The organism is Sphingomonas sp. JUb134 (genome assembly GCF_004341505.2).
Lineage (GTDB): Bacteria > Pseudomonadota > Alphaproteobacteria > Sphingomonadales > Sphingomonadaceae > Sphingomonas.
In genome coordinates this window covers 1-16,616 of the sequence record NZ_SLYP02000003.1, presented here as the reverse complement: position 1 = coordinate 16,616, position 16,616 = coordinate 1, and the positions used below count along the sequence as shown (strand labels likewise).

11 protein-coding genes and 1 pseudogene are annotated in these 16,616 nt (G+C 68.1%); 5 read left to right on the top strand and 7 right to left on the bottom strand.

The window, feature by feature from the left end; translation table 11 throughout:
- Nucleotides 1–91: 91 nt before the first annotated feature.
- Complete coding sequence (gene uxuA / locus EDF69_RS18385) at nucleotides 92–1,267, bottom strand: mannonate dehydratase (RefSeq protein WP_132883678.1); 1,176 nt, start codon at nucleotides 1,265–1,267, stop codon at nucleotides 92–94.
- Between the two features lie 168 nt (nucleotides 1,268–1,435).
- Here uxuA and EDF69_RS18380 point away from each other — a divergent pair, with 168 nt between their 5' ends.
- Nucleotides 1,436–2,929 carry a UxaA family hydrolase gene (locus EDF69_RS18380; protein ID WP_132883679.1) on the top strand — a complete coding sequence of 498 codons (1,494 nt, stop codon included), beginning with the start codon at nucleotides 1,436–1,438 and terminating at the stop codon, nucleotides 2,927–2,929.
- Between the two features lie 58 nt (nucleotides 2,930–2,987).
- A complete protein-coding gene (locus EDF69_RS18375) occupies nucleotides 2,988–3,746 on the top strand; it encodes a FadR/GntR family transcriptional regulator (RefSeq protein ID WP_132883680.1) in 759 nt (252 codons plus the stop codon).
- A gap of 2 nt (nucleotides 3,747–3,748) precedes the next feature.
- Here the strand turns inward: EDF69_RS18375 and EDF69_RS18370 are convergent, their stop codons facing one another.
- From EDF69_RS18370 to EDF69_RS18355, 4 genes are all read right to left on the bottom strand, one after another.
- On the bottom strand, nucleotides 3,749–5,215 hold the full coding sequence (locus tag EDF69_RS18370; protein WP_132883681.1) for a mannitol dehydrogenase family protein: 1,467 nt from the start codon (nucleotides 5,213–5,215) through the stop codon (nucleotides 3,749–3,751).
- Nucleotides 5,212–6,627: a glucuronate isomerase gene (uxaC, locus tag EDF69_RS18365; protein ID WP_132883682.1), complete on the bottom strand. Its 1,416-nt coding sequence runs from the start codon at nucleotides 6,625–6,627 to the stop codon at nucleotides 5,212–5,214. The genes EDF69_RS18370 and uxaC overlap by 4 nt, the downstream gene beginning before the upstream one ends.
- Nucleotides 6,628–6,727: 100 nt before the next feature.
- Entirely contained in the window at nucleotides 6,728–7,750 is a 1,023-nt protein-coding gene (locus EDF69_RS18360) for a LacI family DNA-binding transcriptional regulator (RefSeq protein WP_132883683.1), read from the bottom strand.
- A 120-nt stretch (nucleotides 7,751–7,870) separates the two neighbouring features.
- Entirely contained in the window at nucleotides 7,871–10,435 is a 2,565-nt protein-coding gene (locus EDF69_RS18355; protein ID WP_339538986.1) for a glycoside hydrolase family 3 C-terminal domain-containing protein, read from the bottom strand.
- 287 nt (nucleotides 10,436–10,722) lie between these two features.
- Here EDF69_RS18355 and EDF69_RS18350 point away from each other — a divergent pair, with 287 nt between their 5' ends.
- The 3 genes from EDF69_RS18350 to EDF69_RS18340 all read left to right on the top strand — a co-directional run bounded on the left by EDF69_RS18350 (nucleotide 10,723) and on the right by EDF69_RS18340 (nucleotide 14,502).
- The gene (locus EDF69_RS18350) at nucleotides 10,723–11,553 is read left to right on the top strand and encodes a 2-keto-4-pentenoate hydratase (RefSeq protein WP_132883684.1); all 831 of its coding nucleotides are present in this window, start codon (nucleotides 10,723–10,725) and stop codon (nucleotides 11,551–11,553) included.
- Nucleotides 11,534–12,820, top strand: a complete 1,287-nt coding sequence (locus EDF69_RS18345; RefSeq protein WP_132883685.1) for an MFS transporter — start codon at nucleotides 11,534–11,536, stop codon at nucleotides 12,818–12,820. The genes EDF69_RS18350 and EDF69_RS18345 overlap by 20 nt, the downstream gene beginning before the upstream one ends.
- Nucleotides 12,821–12,882: 62 nt before the next feature.
- On the top strand, nucleotides 12,883–14,502 hold the full coding sequence (locus EDF69_RS18340; protein WP_132883686.1) for a family 43 glycosylhydrolase: 1,620 nt from the start codon (nucleotides 12,883–12,885) through the stop codon (nucleotides 14,500–14,502).
- Between the two features lie 175 nt (nucleotides 14,503–14,677).
- Here the strand turns inward: EDF69_RS18340 and EDF69_RS18335 are convergent, their stop codons facing one another.
- Together EDF69_RS18335 and EDF69_RS18330 are read right to left on the bottom strand one after the other, a co-directional pair.
- Entirely contained in the window at nucleotides 14,678–15,862 is a 1,185-nt protein-coding gene (locus EDF69_RS18335; protein ID WP_132883687.1) for a DUF885 family protein, read from the bottom strand.
- Nucleotides 15,859–16,616, bottom strand: a pseudogene (locus EDF69_RS18330) (LamG-like jellyroll fold domain-containing protein); the annotation flags it as partial. The pseudogene EDF69_RS18330 and the gene EDF69_RS18335, both read right to left, overlap by 4 nt.

Below are 16,616 nucleotides of genomic sequence, written 5' to 3'. Positions count from 1 at the left end.
ATGACAGCCCTCCGATGCCGGGTGCTGCCGGCCTGTGCGCCCGTCTCACTCCTCGCTCCTGGAGCGGCCAGCGTACTTCCCGGTAAATGCCTCAGGCGACGGTACGTGCCGCCTGCGCAATGCCGCGCTCCAGGCCGCGCAACTCGGCCAGCCCGCGCATCCGCCCCAGCAGCGAATATCCCGGGTTCGTGTGCTTGTTGAGGTCGTCCAGCATCTGGTGCCCATGATCCGGACGCATCGGGATTGATCGGCGCTCCCGATGCTGAAGCGCGTGGACCGCGGCGACGACGGCGGGCATGTTGGCATCGCCTTCCAGGTGCTCCGCCTCGTGAAAGGCGCCCTCCGGCTCGCGCTGCACGGATCGCAGATGCAGGAAGCCGATGCGACTGCCCAGCCGTTCGACCATGCCCGGAAGGTCGTTGTCGGCGCGCACCCCGAACGAGCCGGTGCAGAAGCAGAGCCCGTTGGAGGGGTTGGGGACCCGGGCGAACAGGTCCGAAACGTCCGCCTCGGTGCTCACCACGCGCGGCAGGCCGAAGATGGGGAAGGGGGGGTCGTCCGGGTGAACGACGAGCCTGATCCCGAGCGCGTCCGCTTCCGGACAGACCGCCTCAAGAAAGGCCAAATGGTTGGCGCGCAGCCGGCCGGCGTCCACATCCGCGTAGGTGTCGATGCAGCGGAGGAATTCGGCAGAGGTGAAATGCTCTTCGCTTCCCGGCAGGCCGGCGATGATGGTCCGCTCCAGGCGGAGCCGTGCCGCCTCCTCCATGGCGTGATGGGCACGGTCTGCGGCATCGCGTATCGCGGGATCATAGTCCGCGGCGGCATCGGGGCGGCGCAGGATATGCAGGTCATAGGCCGCGACCATGACCGGATCGAAGCGCAGCGCGCGGGCGCCGGTCGGTAGCGGCCACGCAAGGTCCGTTCGCGTCCAATCGAGCAGGGGCATGAAGTTATAGGTGACGACGGTGATGCCGCAGGCGGCGAGGTTGCGCAGGCTCTGGAGATACGCGTCGATCAACTGGTCCCAGCTGGCCGAGCGGGTCTTGATCCCCTCATGCACCGGCAGGCTCTCGACCACCGTCCAGCCAAGTTTCGCCTCCTCGATCTGCGCCTTGCGAGCGGCGATCGCCTCTCGCGACCAGACGGCACCGTTCGGCACCTCATGCAATGCGGTGACGACTTCGCTGGCCCCGGCCTGGCGGATGTCGGCCAGCGCGACCGGATCCGCGGGGCCGAACCACCGCATGGTCTGCGTCATCATCATGGGCGTCGAACCTCTGGAGAAACGGCACCGCCGAGACGGCGGATTGGGGAGGATCCGACGCTAGTACGCAGCCCGCGGTCAGACAAGTAGATGGGCACGATGGCACGCCTTGCAGACGAGGCCCGCTAAAGTTATCTGAGTAATGTCTCCAACAGGCGAACCTTCCCGATGCACCTGATCCGTTCCGCGCTCCAGGTCGATCCCCGCGACGATGTGGCCACCGCCCTGCGCGACCTGTCGGCAGGGGAGACGGTGACGGTTGGCGATACGACCGTGACGCTCTGCGACCCGGTGGCGAAGGGCCACAAGCTGTCCGTTCGTCCGATTGCGACCGGCGACGAAGTCGTGAAGTTCGGCTGGCCGATCGGACGCGCGACGATCGACATCCCGGCCGGGGCGCACGTCCATACCCACAATGTGCGCACGCTGCTGGAGGAGGCGCAGCAGTATGTCTATGCCGCGGCTCCGCCGGTGTCGGCCGTGCCTGCTGAACCGCGCACTTTCGATGGCTACCGCCGTGCGAACGGGGCGGTCGGTACGCGCAACGAGATCTGGATCTTATGCACGGTCGGCTGCGTGGGCGCGACGGCGCGGCGGCTGGCCGAGCTCGCCGAGCGGCGCTTTGCGGGTCGCGTGGACGGCATTCACGCCTTTCCGCACCCCTACGGCTGTTCCCAGCTGGGCGACGACCTCGATCATACCCGGACGATGCTGGCGAGCCTGGCGCAGCATCCCAATGCCGGCGGCGTGCTGCTGATCGGCCTTGGGTGCGAGAACAACCAGATGGACGCGCTGCTCGCCTCCGCGCCCGGCATCGACCGCAATCGCCTGCGCTCCTTCACCACCCAGATGGTTAGCGACGAATATGAGACGGGCCTCGCGATGATCGAGGAACTGGTCGCGTTGGCCGAGCAGGACCGACGCGAGCCGGTGCCGCTGTCGGAACTGGTGCTGGGGCTGAAGTGCGGCGGCTCCGACGGGTTCTCGGGTGTTTCGGCCAACCCGCTGGTCGGGCGCGTCGCAGACGCGGTGGCGAACGCAGGAGGAACCCCGGTGCTGACCGAAATCCCCGAGATCTTCGGCGCCGAGCGTATCCTGATGGCGCGCGCCAAGGACGAGGGGGTGTTCGGCGAGATCTGCACGCTGGTCGAGGACTTCAAGGGCTATTTCATTGCCCATGGTCAGCCCGTCTATGAGAACCCGTCGCCGGGGAACAAGGCGGGCGGCATCACGACGCTGGACGAAAAGTCCCTGGGTGCGGTGCAGAAGGCGGGTCGAGCGCCCGTGGTCGACGTGCTGCGCTATGGCGAACGTGTGCGGCAGAAGGGGTTGGTGCTGCTGGAAGCGCCGGGCAACGACGCGGTATCCTCAACGGCGCTGACGGCCGCGGGCGCTACCGTGATCCTGTTCACCACCGGGCGCGGGACGCCGATGGGGTTTCCGGCGCCGACGCTCAAGATCGCCTCCAACACCGGGCTTGCCGAGCGTAAGCCGGGATGGATCGACTTCGACGCGGGGCCGCTGCTGGAAGGGGAGGCACCGGAGGCGGTGACCGAACGGCTGCTCGACCTGGTGATCGCCACGGCTTCCGGTGCAGAGACACGCGCCGAGCGCAACGGCGAGCGGGAAATCGCGCTGTGGAAGCAGGGTGTGACCGTCTAAGTCGATGGATGACAGGGCCAGTCGTGCCGCCTAGGCTGACGGGGTGCAGGAACCCAGCATGACCCGACCCGCCGGACGCAAGCTCTACCAAGCGATCATCGACGCCCTTCAGGCCGACATCGTCAGCGGGCGCTTCGCACCGGGCGACCGGCTCCCCACCGAACGCGAACTCGTCGATCGTTTCTGCGTCAGCCGCCTGACGGTGCGGGAGGCGGTGATCGGCATGGAGATCCTCGGACTGGTCGAGGCACGGCGTGGATCGGGCGTCTATGTGACCGCCCACGCGCCGGGACTGCTGCAGCCGTCCGATCTGGACATCGGGGCGTTCGAACTGATCGAGGCGCGCCGGCTGGTGGAGGGGGAGTGCGCTGCGCTGGCTGCGCTCACCCGAAACGAGGCGGACGTGGCAGCGTTGCGCGACATTCTGGAGCGGATGATCGCCGAGAACGCGATCGACAGCCCGGACGAATATGCCGATCGCGAGTTCCATCGCCAGATCGCGCGGGCGACCGCCAACGACGCGATGGTGCTGACGATCGAGACGCTGTGGGACGTGCGGCATCGCTCGCCCCTCTGCATGGCCGTGCTCGACCGCGCGCGGCGGGCAGGGGAGAAACCGCGCATCGAGGACCATCGGGCCATCCTCGATGCGATCGCCGCGGGCGATCCGGACGGGGCGCGCCAAGCCATGCGCCGCCACCTGGGCCGCGTGATCGAGCACTTGCTCGAGGCGACGCAGAACGATGCCCTCGAACGAGCCCGCGCCGAGGCGGCCCAGTTGCGGGATCGCGCAAACCGTTTTTCCGCGATCCGCTGATCCTACAGCCGGGCGAGGGTCGCGCGGGCGCCCTCCGTCTCCAGGCGGTGCAGCCAAGCCGCGAGAAGCTGTGCCAGCGCGGCGTCTTCGGCCAGAGCAGGGGGGAAGATCGCGTCGAGCGCGAGCAGCGCTGCCACCTTCTCCTCGGCCGTGATGGTGCCCTCCAATGCCGCGGCGGTGCGCGCAGCGAGTGGATCATCGACGGTAAAGGCTCTGCCCTGGTCGTCGATGCCCTCCTGCCAGCGCATCCACGCGGCAACGGCAAGCTTCAGGGCGGGGCAGCGGGTATCCGTCGCGCGACACGCGGCGATGCTTGCAAGCAGCCGCTGCGGCAGCTTTTGCGATCCGTCCATCGCGATCTGCCGGGTACGGTGCTGGAGCGCGGCGTTGGCGAAGCGCGCCATCAGCTGTGCCCGATAGGCTGCGACGTCGAGGCCGGGCGGCGGCGACAGCGTCGACTCCGCCTCCTCCCACAACCGCTCGACGAAGCGGCGGCCTTCGGGCAGCGCCACTACCTCGTGCACGAAGTCGATGCCTGCGAGACCGCCGAGATAGGCGATGCCTGAATGCGCCCCGTTGAGCAGTCGGAGCTTGGCCTCTTCCCAGGGCGCGACGTCGTCGGTGAGCTGGACGCCAAGCGCCGCGAAGTCCGGCCGCGGACCCGCGAAGCGATCTTCGATCACCCATTGGGAGAAGGGCTCGGTCTTGACCATCGCCTGGTCCTCCACGCCCAAGGTCCGCGCGAGTTCGGCGATATCGGCGTCGGTGGTGGCGGGGACGATCCTGTCGACCATGGTCTGCGGGAAGGCGCCCTCCGCCTCGATCCAGGCGGCGAGCTCCGCGTCGTGCGCGGCGGCCATGCGCAGCACCGCCTGGCGCAGTCGCGCACCATTGTGCGGCAGGTTGTCGCAACTAATCGCGGTGAAGGGGGGAAGGCCCGCAGCGCGGCGGCGGGCGAGGGCCGCGACCAAGAAGCCCGGGGCGGTACGAGGCGCTTCAAGGCTGGCGAGGTCGGCGGCGACATCCGCATCCGCCTCGATCAACGCGCCGGTGGCGGGGTCGAGCTTGTAGCCCTTCTCGGTGATCGTCAGCGTGACGAGATGCGTGTCGGGGCTGGCGAGCGCGGCGACGACCGCCGCCGGATGCTCGGGCGCCACCAGCACGGTCTGGACCGCCCCGATCAGCTGCAGGCGCCGGGCGTCGCCCTCGCGCTCGACCAGCGTATAGAGCCCGTCCTGTGGTACCAGCTGGTCGCGCACGCCCGGAGAACGCAGCGATACGCCGATGATGCCCCAGCGCAGGTCTCCTGCGGTGAGCGCGGCGTCGAATACCGCGGCCTGATGTGCGCGATGAAAGGCGCCGATGCCCAGGTGGACGACGCCCGCCTTCACCGCGGCGCGGTCATAGGACGGGCGGGCGACTTCGGCGGGCAGCGTTGCCAGGGTCGCGTTCGAAAGGCGTGCGCTCACAGCTTGTAGGCCTGCTTGACGAGGTCATAGGTCAGCGCCTGCGCGACTTCGTGCGCCTCGTCCTCGGGCAACCGATGCTCGGCGACGAGGCGTGCGAGGAAGGCGCAGTCCATTCGCCGGGCGACGTCGTGGCGCGCCGGGATCGACAGGAAGGCGCGGGTGTCGTCGTTGAAGCCGACCGTGTTGTAGAAGCCGGCCGTCTCGGTCACCCGCTCGCGGAAGCGGCGCATGCCCTCAGGGCTATCGTTGAACCACCAGGGCGGGCCGAGGCGCAGCGAGGGATAGTGGCCGGCGAGCGGCGCGAGCTCCCGCGCATAGCTGTCCTCGTCCAGGGTGAAGAGGATGATGTTGAGCCGCGGGTCCGAGCCATAGCGGCTGAGCAGCGGATGGAGCGCGCCGACGAAGTCCGTCGCCATCGGGATGTCGGCGCCCTTGTCGCGGCCGAACTGCGCCATGAGGGTCGCATTGTGGTTGCGGTGGACGCCGGGGTGGATCTGGAGCGTCATGCCGTCGTCGATGCTCATCCGGGCCATTTCGGTGAGCATCTGGGCGCGGAACAGCTCGGCCTCGGCGGCCGTGCAGCTGCCGGAGCGGACGCGGGCATAGAGGCGCTCGGCTTCTGCCTCGGAAAGGTCCGCGGTCGCGGCGCTGGGGTGGCCGTGGTCGGTCGCGGTCGCGCCGCCGACCTCGCGGAAATAGGCGCGGCGGTTTTCGTGCGCCCGCAGGTACCCCTTCCAGCTCGACACGTCCTCGCGGGCCAGTTCCCCCAATCGCTCGACGTTCTGCCGGAAGCCTTCGAACTCGGGGTCGAGCGCGGGGTCGGGGCGATAGGTTGTGATGACCTTGCCCTGCCATCCGCTCGCGCGGATCGCGCGATGGTGGTCGAGCGGGTCCAGCGGACCCTCGGTGGTGGCGATTGCCTCGATGTTGAAGCGCTCGAACAGCGCGCGGGGGCGGAACGCCTCCTGCTTCAGCGCGGCGTCGATGGTGTCGTAATAGGTTTCGGCGTTGGCGGCGGACAGCACCTCGTCGAGCCCGAAGATTTCGGCGAACACCCAGTCGAGCCACATGCGCGATGGGGTGCCGCGGAACAGGTAATAGTGGCTGGCGAAGCGGCGCCAGATCGCGCGCGGATTGGCCTCGGTGGGCCCGCCGTCGACGCGGGGTACGCCCAGTTCCTCCAGCGGCACGCCCTGGCTGTAGAGCATGCGAAAGACATAATGGTCCGGGATGATCAGGAGGCTGGCCGGATTGCCGAACAGCTCGTTGCGATCGAACCAAGCCGGATCGGTGTGCCCATGGGGCGAGAGGATCGGAAGGCCCGCGATGCGCTCGTACAGTCGCCGCGCGATCGACCGGGTGGTCGGATCGGCCGGCAGCAGCCGATCAGGGTGAAGCGAAAGCTTGGTCATCGAACGGCCTCGGGCAGAAAGGGAGGCGGGCGGCCCGCCGGCAGTAGGCGGAAGGATGCAAAAGCGGCTGGAGACTGTCCAGCCAATTTGTCAGATATCTTTAGGTGGACGGTGCCGCGACCGAGGCGCGCCGGATCAGCGTCGACAGGAACAGCGCGTGCTCGCCGTCCTCGTCACCGACACTGTTGCCGATGAGCTTGAGCGCGGCCGCCCGCGCCATGGTCTCGATCGGCCAGCGCACGGTGGTGAGCGGGGGCCAGAGGTGCGACGCGATGGTGGTGTCGTCGAAGCCGATGATCGACAGGTCGGCCGGAATCTCCAGCCCGCGCTGCCGGGCAACATGGATGGCGCCCGCCGCCATCTCGTCGTTGGAGGAAAAGATCGCGGTGGGGCGGGGCGAGAGGTCGAGCAGCCGCTCAGTCGCGCGCATGCCGGAATCGAAGGTATAGTCGCCGGGTGCGATCCAGGTGCGGTCGAACGGCAGTCCGGCAGCCTTCATCGCTTCCTCGTAGCCAGATTGGCGTTCGAGCGCGGAGCGGAAGCCGCGGGGACCCGCGATGACGCAGATGTGGCGGTGACCCGCCTCGATCAGATGGCCGATCGCGTGGCGGACCGTTTCGCGGTCGTTGGAGGCGACCATGCGCTCCGGCACATCGAATGGGGCCGATCCCATGCGGACATAGCGGCAGCCGATGGACGCGCAGAGACCGGCGAGCTGGTCGTTCTCGGAAATCGGCGGCAACAGCATCACGCCATAGGGGCGCTGGCGTTCAAGGAAGCGGCGGATTTCACCCAGCATCTCCGGGTCACCGCGATCGACGGGGTGGACCAGCAGCTCGAATTCGGTGTCGCGCAGCACCTCCAGAAGTCCGTGCTGCACGCCCAGCACCATCTGCGCATTGGGATTGTCGTGGATCAGCGCGATCACGAAATTGCGGCGCAGCGCCAGCGCACGCGCCTGCGGATTGGGCGTATAACCCAGCTCGGCGATCACCTGCTCGACGCGCTTGCGCGTGTCCTCGTTCAGAAGGTCGCTGTTGTTGATGACGCGGCTGACCGTCTTCTTCGAAACGCCGGCGAGACGCGCGACGTCGTTGATGGTGGGCTGGGAGGCCTTGGTCATGGCGCATCCATAGCGACCGAGCGAAGTTGTTTGCCAGCGGCATTTGGACGCACCCCTGCGGCAGGGGCGCGTCCGATGATCCGAACCGGCAGCGGCGTGATCGGAGCCACTGGCAATGTTTCAGCGCGGCAGCAGCTTCTCGCCAGAGATCGCGAATGAAGCGGCTGCTCCGGCCGCCGGGGTGTGCCCCGGCCACGATGCCGGCTGGCCGCCACCAACCCAGAGGTCGACCTGGCCGGTGGAAATGCGACGGCGGCCCTGCGGGTCCACGTAGCTGAGCTGTCGGTCCTTCAGCGCGAAGCGAACCGTGCGCGTCTCGCCCTTCTTCAGGTGCACCCTTTCGAAGCCCTGCAACGTGCGGATGGCAGCGCCGTCCTTGCCGGGATGCGCGACGTACAGTTGGACGACCTCGTCGCCGTCCATGCCGCCCGCGTTGGTGACATCCACCGACACCGTCACCGAGCCATCCGCCTGGATCGTCTTGTCGCTGACGCGCGCATTCCGATAGGCGAAGTCGGTGTAGGAAAGGCCGTGGCCGAAGGGGTAGAGAACCTCCCCGTCGAAATAGCGGTAGGTCCGCCCCTTCATCGCGTAATCGTCAAACGCGGGCAGATCGTCGGCGGACTTGTAGAAGGTGACCGGGAGGCGTCCGGCCGGGCTATAGTCTCCGGCGAGAAGGCCGGCGAGGGCATGGCCGCCCTCGCCACCTGGATACCAGGCCTCGACGATTGCCGGGATGTTCTTGTCGGCCCAGTTCACGCTCAGCGCCGATCCGTTCATCAGCACCAGGACGACGGGCTTGCCGGTGGCATGGACCCGTTCGAGCAGCTTTTGCTGGGGCTCGGGCAGGTCGAGGCTGGTGCGATCACCGCCGGCGAAGCCTTTCGCCTGAACCTTCATCTCCTCGCCCTCGATGCGGGCGGAAAGGCCGCCTGCGAAGATGACGACGTCAGCTTGGCTTGCGGCTGCGACCGCATCGTCGCCATTGGCGCTCGGCAGGCTCCAGAGAAGCTGCTGCTGGCCGCGCGCGCCGCGCTGGAAACCCTCGATACGGACGGCGTAGCTCTTGCCCCGCTTCAGGCGGATGGATCCCGAGAGGATCGAGGGCGCGTCGCCCACGCCCCACTCGTCCACGACCAGCTTGTTGTCGATCCAGACGCGGTAGCCGTTCTCGCTGGAGAAGCGGAAGCGATACTCGCCGGTTTCCGGGGCCACCAGCGTGCCCGTCCAGCGTGCGGAGCTTTCGCGGTCGCCGCTCCACTCCACCCGTGCGTTGGTCGCGGCTTCCGTGGCGTTCGGCGCCCCCTGCAAGTCGCGGTTGGCGTAATGCTGGACTCGGAGCCCCCGGAAAGCCGTGTCCGGCACCGGCGCTTCTGCCGGCCCAATGAGGCCGACGCCCTGCGCATGGAGGATCCGCGCGTTGGGATAGCGCGCGCGGATGCCGTCGAGCACCGTCACCGGCCGGGACGGCGTGCCGTAGTAATTGCCCACCAGCGTATCGAAGCTGTCGGCGTTGGGCCCGATGACGGCGATCGTGCGCGGCGCGCTCTTGAACGGCAGCAGGTTGCCCTGGTTCTTCAGCAGCACCATCGACGCCTCGGCCATCTCGCGCGACTTGGCGCGATGCGCGGGCGTGTCGTAGTCCTTCGCCGTGATGGCCGGGAACGGCAGCTGCGGGTCGAACAGGCCGAGCCGGATGCGCGCCTCGAACAGGCGCTGGAGCGACCGATCCACGGTCGCCTCGCTCATATGCCCCGCCCTGACGGCCGCGACGATGTTCTCCGGATCGGTCGTCATGCCGTTGCGATAGTCGCCGCAGATCAGGTCCATGCCGTTCTCGAAGCCGGCTGCGACACCTTCCGGAGCGGTGTTGGTGTAGTGCAGCGCGTCCTTGCGATAGATGTTCGCCGCTGCCCCGCAGTCGGAGACCACATAGCCCTGAAAGCCCCAGTCGCGACGCAGATACTGTTGCTGCAGCACCGCGTTGGCACAGCCCGGCACGCCCCAGACCGCATTGTACACGCACATGATGGAAGCGACCTTGCCCTCCGTCACCGTGGTGCGAAACGCCGGCAGATAGGTGTCCTCCAGATCGTGGAGGCTCGGGTACACGTCTTCGCGGTGGCGGTTGCTTTCCGGGCCGGAATGGACCGCGAAATGCTTCGAGGTAGCGATCGTCTTGAAGTACTTCAGATCGTCCCCCTGCAGGCCTCGGATGAAGGCGGTGCCGATCTGGCCCGTCAGATAGGGATCCTCGCCGTAGGTCTCCTGCCCGCGTCCCCAGCGCGGATCACGGAAGATGTTGAGGTTGGGGGACCACACGGTAAGCCCGCGATAGAAGTCGCTCCCGCCATCGGGATGGCGCCGCTCGAGATATTTGGCGCGGAACTCGGTAGAGATCACGTCGGCGGTATCCCGCATCCGATCGACGTCCCATGTCGCCGCCATGCCGATGGCTTGCGGAAACACCGTTGCGATGCCGGCGCGCGCCACGCCATGCAGCCCCTCGTTCCACCAGTTGTACTTGGGGATGCCCAGTCGGGGCAAAGCAGGCGCGTCGTGGCCGAGTTGGAGCGCCTTTTCCTCAAGGCTCATCCTGGAGACGAGATCGCGGGCGCGTTCGGCAGGGGGCAGCTGCGGATTCCGATAGCGGAGCTCCGAAGGCGCGGACTGCGCGGTGGCCACGCTGATTGGCGCAACCGACGACAGCAATAGAAGTCCCATCAGCAACGTGCGAGCCACGCGACACCTCCCCAGTTTTTCTGTTTGGATCAAACTGTGCACATCGACGGGAGGCGGTCAACGAAATTGGTAACGCTATCTTGGCCTGCCTCTGCGCTTCCGAACGCAACGCGGCCGGCTGTCTCTGAAGAGATTCTGAGTCCGCCTTGAGCCGCAAGCGCATAAACTACCTTGCTCCTGACACCGGTTTCCAATAGCCATGCCTGCGAAATGCTGAGGATGTTCTGTCGATGAGCGGGGAAGAGGCGATCGCACGGGCCTTTGTGGAGGCTCGGCGTGTGGGTGCGGCGCTTCCCACCTATCCGGGCGCGCGTCCGACCTCGCTAACCACGGCCTATGGCGTGCAGGACCATGCGATCTCCTTGCGTGGCGGTGCCGTCGCCGGGTGGAAGGTGGGCCGCGTGCCGGCGCCCCACAGCGACACGTTGGGCGTGCCGCGGCTCGCTGGGCCGATCTTTGCCGACCAGATCCAGAACGCCGGCGACGATCCGGTGGCGCTGCCGGTGATCGCGGGCGGCTTTGCCGCGGTGGAAGCCGAATATCTGCTGCGCATCGGCCGTTCGCCACGCCCGGGTACGCAGCGGATCTCACTGGAGGAAGTCGTCGAGCTGGTCGACGCGGTGCATGTCGGGTTCGAGATCGCGAGTTCGCCCTATGCGGGGATTAATGCGGACGGACCGCTGGTCACGATCAGCGACTTCGGCAATCATAACGCATTGCTGATCGGCGCGCCGGTGGCGGACTGGTCGAGCCGGGCCTTTGAGGACTGGCAGGTTGCGACCTTCGTCGACGGCACCTGCGTCGGTGAGGCGAGCGCGCGCACCATGCTCGATGGCCCGTTCGGCGCCGTCGCGTTCCTGGTCGAGAGTCTGGCTGCGCGCGGCCGGACGCTGGAGCCGGGGCAATGGGTCTCATCAGGCGCGGTGACCGGCGTCCACCAGGTGGCGGTCGGGGCGCGGGTCGAGGCGCGGTTTGGAACACTTCGGGTGAGCGGCACGATAGAGGCCGCCGCCCGGCAGGAGAGTATGTCGGAGACGAAGCATGGAGAACGGACGGGCTGATCCGATTGCAGGCGCGGTAGCGCGGGCGGGTCGCTATCGTTGGGGGATCGTCGCGCTCCTGTTTACGGCGACGGTGATCAACTACGTCGATCGGCAGATGATCGGCGTGCTCAAGCCGACGCTGTCGGCGGACCTCGGCTGGAGCGAGACCGACTTCGCCGACGTCATCTTCTTTTTCCAGTTCGCCTATGCGATCGGCTACCTCGGCTTCGGCCGGATCATGGACGTGATCGGCGCGCGCTTCGGCTATGCCATCGCCTTCGTCATCTGGCAGATCGCACACATCGCCCATGGCGGCGCGTACAGCGTCACCCAGTTCGCCATGGCACGCTTCGGCCTGGGTTTAGGCGAATCTGGCAATTTCCCCGCGAGCATCAAGGCGGTCACCGAGTGGTTCCCGGCGCGCGAACGGGCACTGGCGATCGGCGTGTTCAACGCCGGCGCCAACGTCGGCGCGATCATCACGCCGCTGGTGGTTCCGATCATCACCGTCACCTATGGCTGGCGTGCGGCGTTCATCATCACCGGCTTGGTCAGCCTGCTGTGGCTGGTCGCCTGGCTGATGATGTATCGACGCCCCAGCGAGCATCCCAAGGTAACCAACGAGGAGCGCGCCTGGATCGAGCAGGATCCCGCCGATCCGGTGACGGCGATCCCGTGGAAGCGGCTGATCCGCGTGCGCGAAACCTGGGCCTATGCGCTGGGCAAGTTCTTCATCGACCCGATCTGGTGGTTCTTCCTGTTCTGGCTGCCGGGCTATCTGGGCGAACGCTATGACCTGGACCTGCTGAGCTTCGGGCCGCCGCTGGTCGCCATCTATCTGCTGTCCGATCTGGGCAGCGTCGCGGGCGGCTGGTTGTCGGGGCGGTTCATCAACGCGGGCAAGAGCGTCAACTACGCGCGCAAGATGACGATGTTCATCTGCGCCTGCGCGGTGGTGCCGGTGTTCTTTGCCCAGTCGATCGACAACCTGTGGCTGGCGGTGCTGGTGATCGGCGTTGCGACCGCGGCGCACCAGGCGTTCTCGGCCAACCTCTACACCCTCCCGTCCGACCTGTTCCCGCGTGCGGCGGTGGGTTCGGTCGTCGGCATCGGCGGCACTGTGGGCGCAATCGGCGGCATGCTGATGGCCAAGTACGCAGGCTATGTCCTCGACAGCATCGGCAGCTATGTGCCGCTGTTCGCGGTGGCGGGCTCGGCCTATTTCCTGGCGCTGCTGTGCGTCCACCTGCTGTCGCCCAAGCTGGTGCGCGCGCAGGAAGTCTGAAGGCAGGCGCGGGCGGCGCACGCACGCCGCCCGCTGCTGCACCCCCAAGCTGGAGAAGTGCGATGGGATTGAGCAGGCGCGACGCGCTGGGGACGGCGTTTGCCGGGGGTGCAGCGGCGATGCTGGGCGGAACGCCCGCACGGGCGGCGGGGACGCCGGCGGCGCCTGAGGCTTGCAAGGCGGGCACAGCGAGGGACTGGAAGCGCGGCTTCGACAACCAGCGGATCGCGGACCTGGGCGACGGGCGGTTCCTGAACCCACTGCTGGCCGGCGACCACCCCGATCCGGCCATCCTGAAGGATGGAGGGGACTATTACATGACGTTCTCCAGCTTCGACAGCTATCCGGGGCTGACGATCTGGCACAGCCGCGACCTGGTGAACTGGCAGCCGCGCAAGGCCGCGCTCAACCGCAACATCGGATCGGTGTGGGCGGTGAGCCTGGAAAGGCACAAGGGGCGGTATTTCCTCTACATCCCGGTGAAGGCCACGCCGAACGACATCTATGTCAGCTGGGCCGATCATATCGACGGGCCGTGGTCCGACCCGAAGTCGCTGGGGCTGCACGAGCATATCGACCCGTGCCATGCGGTGGCCGAGGATGGGTCACGCTGGCTGTTCCTGTCGGGCGGCGACCGCATCCGGCTGTCGGACGACGGGCTGTCGACCATAGGCAAGGTCGAGCATGTCTATGACCCCTGGCGCTATCCGGACGAGTGGGACGTCGAGAGCTTCTCGCCCGAGGGGCCCAAGATCGTGCGGCACGGCGGCTGGTATTACCAGATCACCGCGGTGGGCGGGACGGCGGGACCGCCCACCGGGCACATGGTGATCGTGGCACGATCACGCTCACTCCACGGGCCATGGGAGAATGATCCGGCCAATCCAGTGGTGCGAACCGAGGATGTGTCGGAACGCTGGTGGTCGCGCGGCCATGCGAGCCTGGTCGAGGCGCCGGACGGGAGCTGGTGGTCGGTGTACCACGGGTTCGAGAACGGGTTCTGGACGCTGGGGCGGCAGGCGCTGCTGGACCCGATCGAATGGACCGCCGATGGCTGGTTCCGGATGAAGGGCGGCGACCTGTCGCAGCCCATCGCCAAGCCCAGGGGCGGCGCGGCGCTGCCGCATGGGCAGCCGCTGTCGGATGACTTCCGGACCCTGCAGCTGGGGGCGAAGTGGAACTTCTTTCAGCCCGGACCGAACGAGGCCGCTCGGGCGCGCGTGGAGAATGGCACGCTGGTGTTGAAGGCAACCGGCAAGGCACCGAGCGATTCCTCGCCGCTGATGCTGATCGCGGGGGACCGGGCGTATCAGTTCGAATGCACGATCGAGATCGCAGCCGGCGGGACCGCGGGCCTGGTGCTGTTCTATGACGACAAGCTCTATTGCGGGCTGGGCTTCGACGAGACCCGGTTCGTGACGCACCAGTACGGCATCGAGCGCGGGCGGCCGGCGAACCCCTATGGCCGGCGCCTGCGGATGCGGGTGGCGAACAAGGAGCACATCGTGGCCATCCACCTGAGCGGCGATAACGGGCGGACGTGGAAGCGCTTCGACCGCGGAATGGAGGTCTCTGGGTACCACCATAATGTGCGGGGCGGGTTCCTGATGCTGCGGCCGGGCTTGTATTCGGCCGGGGCGGGCGAGGCTCGGTTCCGGGACTTCCGGTACCGGGCGTTGTAGGGGACGGAACCGGGTTCCGGCGGGCGCGGGAGCTCGGTGAGGGCTAGAAGCGGGCGACTCTTCTTCTTGTACCCTGGCGGAGGCCGGGGTCCAGTTGCGGTGCCGAGGCGATAGGTGCGCGTTCTTCCGGGGCCTTCCCTACTGGGCCCCGACCTTCGCCGGGGCACGGAGTGGTTCAGGCCAGGCGCTTCCAGTCACCATACACTTCGGTGCGCATGCGGCCGTGGCGGAGCATGGCCTGGTGGAACATCACCCGCCGCGCCGCCGGTACGCGAGCGGCGGTGTCGGCGAGATCCAGCCAGGCCATGGCCTCCGAGGCCCGGGTAGCGGGTTCCTTGGCGATGCGGGGCAGGTCGATCTCGAACGGGGCGAAATAGCCGGGCTCGCCCTGCCAGGCGATCAGTTGTGCACGGGCCTGGTCGATGCTCCATCCGTCGAGGTGGATGCCCAGATCCGCGAGGCCGCGGGTGACGCGGAACAGCAGCCAGTGGCTGTGGCCGAGTTCGCCGAGCGGGTCGCCCTTGTAGACGCCATCGGCGGCGGCGAGCTGTTCGGCATACATCCCCCAGGCTTCGGCATAGGAGGGGGCGTAGCGCCGGCGCAGCGGGTGCGGGTCGGCAAGCACCTCCATCGGCATCTGCGTCATGTGGCCGGGGAGCAGCTCGTGGTGGACGGCGCCCCTCAGGCTCCAGCTGGGGCGGCGGGCGATGTCCTTGAGGTCGACGACATAGGCGCCGGGCTTCTGCGGGGTCGGCAGTTCGCGATAGCCGCCGCGGCCGGCGGCGAGCTCGGCCGCTGAGAGGCGGCGGGCGGTGACGTCGAGGCAGAAGGGCGGGACGGGGCCGAGCAAGGCGGGCACGCGCGCGCGGGCGGCGTCGAGCACGCGGTTCATGTCGGCGACGGCCTGGTCACGGCCGGCGTCGCTGTCGGGATAGTGCCATTGCGGGTCGGCGAAGAGGGCGCGGTAGCGTTCGCCGACCGACCCCTGGGTGCGGCCGAGGCCGCGGAACAAGCGGTCGGCGCGGGCGGTGAGGCGGTCGAGCTCGAGCGTCAGGCGACGGCGGGTGCGGGCGGGGGTGACGTTGGTGCCGCTGCGTTGCTGGAGGAGGAGGGTGTAGCGCTCGGCGCCGGTGGCAGTGGCGAGTTTCGCGTCGATCGCGAGCCCCGCGCGGGCGGTGAGCAGGTCGAGGCGCTGGCCCGGCGGGAGCGCCCTGGCATCGAAGCTCGCGAGGTGCGCGGGGTCGCCGTCCTTCTCGGCCGCATCCAGCGCGGCGCGCAGGTCGTTGCGGCCCCCCAGCGCGAACGCCGGGGTGGCGAGGATGCCGAGGCCAGCCAGGACAGCGCGCCGCGTCGCCTTCATCGCCGAACGAGCTCGGCGAGGGGGACCTGGTTGTTCTGGCGCGTCACCTCCGGCGCGTCGCCCGGGAGCGCGACGCGGACCGAAAGGGTGGCGGGATCGACCCCGCCGGGGATGCTCAGGCGCACGGTCGCGGTCTTGGGGCTCAGGTCGGTGGGGGCGGCGAGTGCCGGTACCGCCGCGTGGGCAACTTCACGGCCGGTGGCGTCCACCAGCGTCACCGCGCCGCCGACCACAGGTTGCGAACCGAGGCTGTGGACCGTCACCGATACGCGGCGGCCCTGCACGGTGACGTCGTCGATACCGATGCCCAGGTCGGAGCGCTGCTCGACCGGGCTGCTCGCCTGGCTGAGGGTGAAGTCGAGCACGGTGGTGGTGCCGGGGGCAAAGGTCACTTCCGTCGAGGCGCTGCGCTCCAGGGTGAGCTGGCGCGTGTCGATGGGGGTGAGGGTGGTGCCGCCGTCGCTGCTGGTGGCGGCCTTCATCGTCCAGGTGCCGCCGGTCACGGTCCACCCGGTCATGGTCGCGCGCTGGGGCTGGCTGGTGGTGTTGTAGGCGATGACGCGGAAGGCGTCGGGCCTTGGGTTGGGAACGAGGATCGCGACCTGGGTTGCGGCCTCGGGCTGGTCGAAGCGCCAGCTGACCGTGTTGCCGGGCCAGGTCTGGTTGCGGCGCAGCGCGATGCCGCCCAGGCGCTCGCGCTGGAGGATCTCGTTGGGCTGGTCGACGCGGTCGGACCACCAGTGCCCTTCCGTGT

Excerpts from the sequence above, each read along its gene's own strand:
- uxuA (WP_132883678.1), bottom strand. The coding sequence starts at position 1,267 with ATGATGATGACGCAGACCATGCGGTGGTTCGGCCCCGCGGATCCGGTC.
- EDF69_RS18380 (WP_132883679.1), top strand. The coding sequence starts at position 1,436 with ATGCACCTGATCCGTTCCGCGCTCCAGGTCGATCCCCGCGACGATGTG.
- EDF69_RS18375 (WP_132883680.1), top strand. The coding sequence starts at position 2,988 with ATGACCCGACCCGCCGGACGCAAGCTCTACCAAGCGATCATCGACGCC.
- uxaC (WP_132883682.1), bottom strand. The coding sequence starts at position 6,627 with ATGACCAAGCTTTCGCTTCACCCTGATCGGCTGCTGCCGGCCGATCCG.
- EDF69_RS18360 (WP_132883683.1), bottom strand. The coding sequence starts at position 7,750 with ATGACCAAGGCCTCCCAGCCCACCATCAACGACGTCGCGCGTCTCGCC.
- EDF69_RS18350 (WP_132883684.1), top strand. The coding sequence starts at position 10,723 with ATGAGCGGGGAAGAGGCGATCGCACGGGCCTTTGTGGAGGCTCGGCGT.
- EDF69_RS18345 (WP_132883685.1), top strand. The coding sequence starts at position 11,534 with ATGGAGAACGGACGGGCTGATCCGATTGCAGGCGCGGTAGCGCGGGCG.
- EDF69_RS18340 (WP_132883686.1), top strand. The coding sequence starts at position 12,883 with ATGGGATTGAGCAGGCGCGACGCGCTGGGGACGGCGTTTGCCGGGGGT.
- EDF69_RS18335 (WP_132883687.1), bottom strand. The coding sequence starts at position 15,862 with ATGAAGGCGACGCGGCGCGCTGTCCTGGCTGGCCTCGGCATCCTCGCC.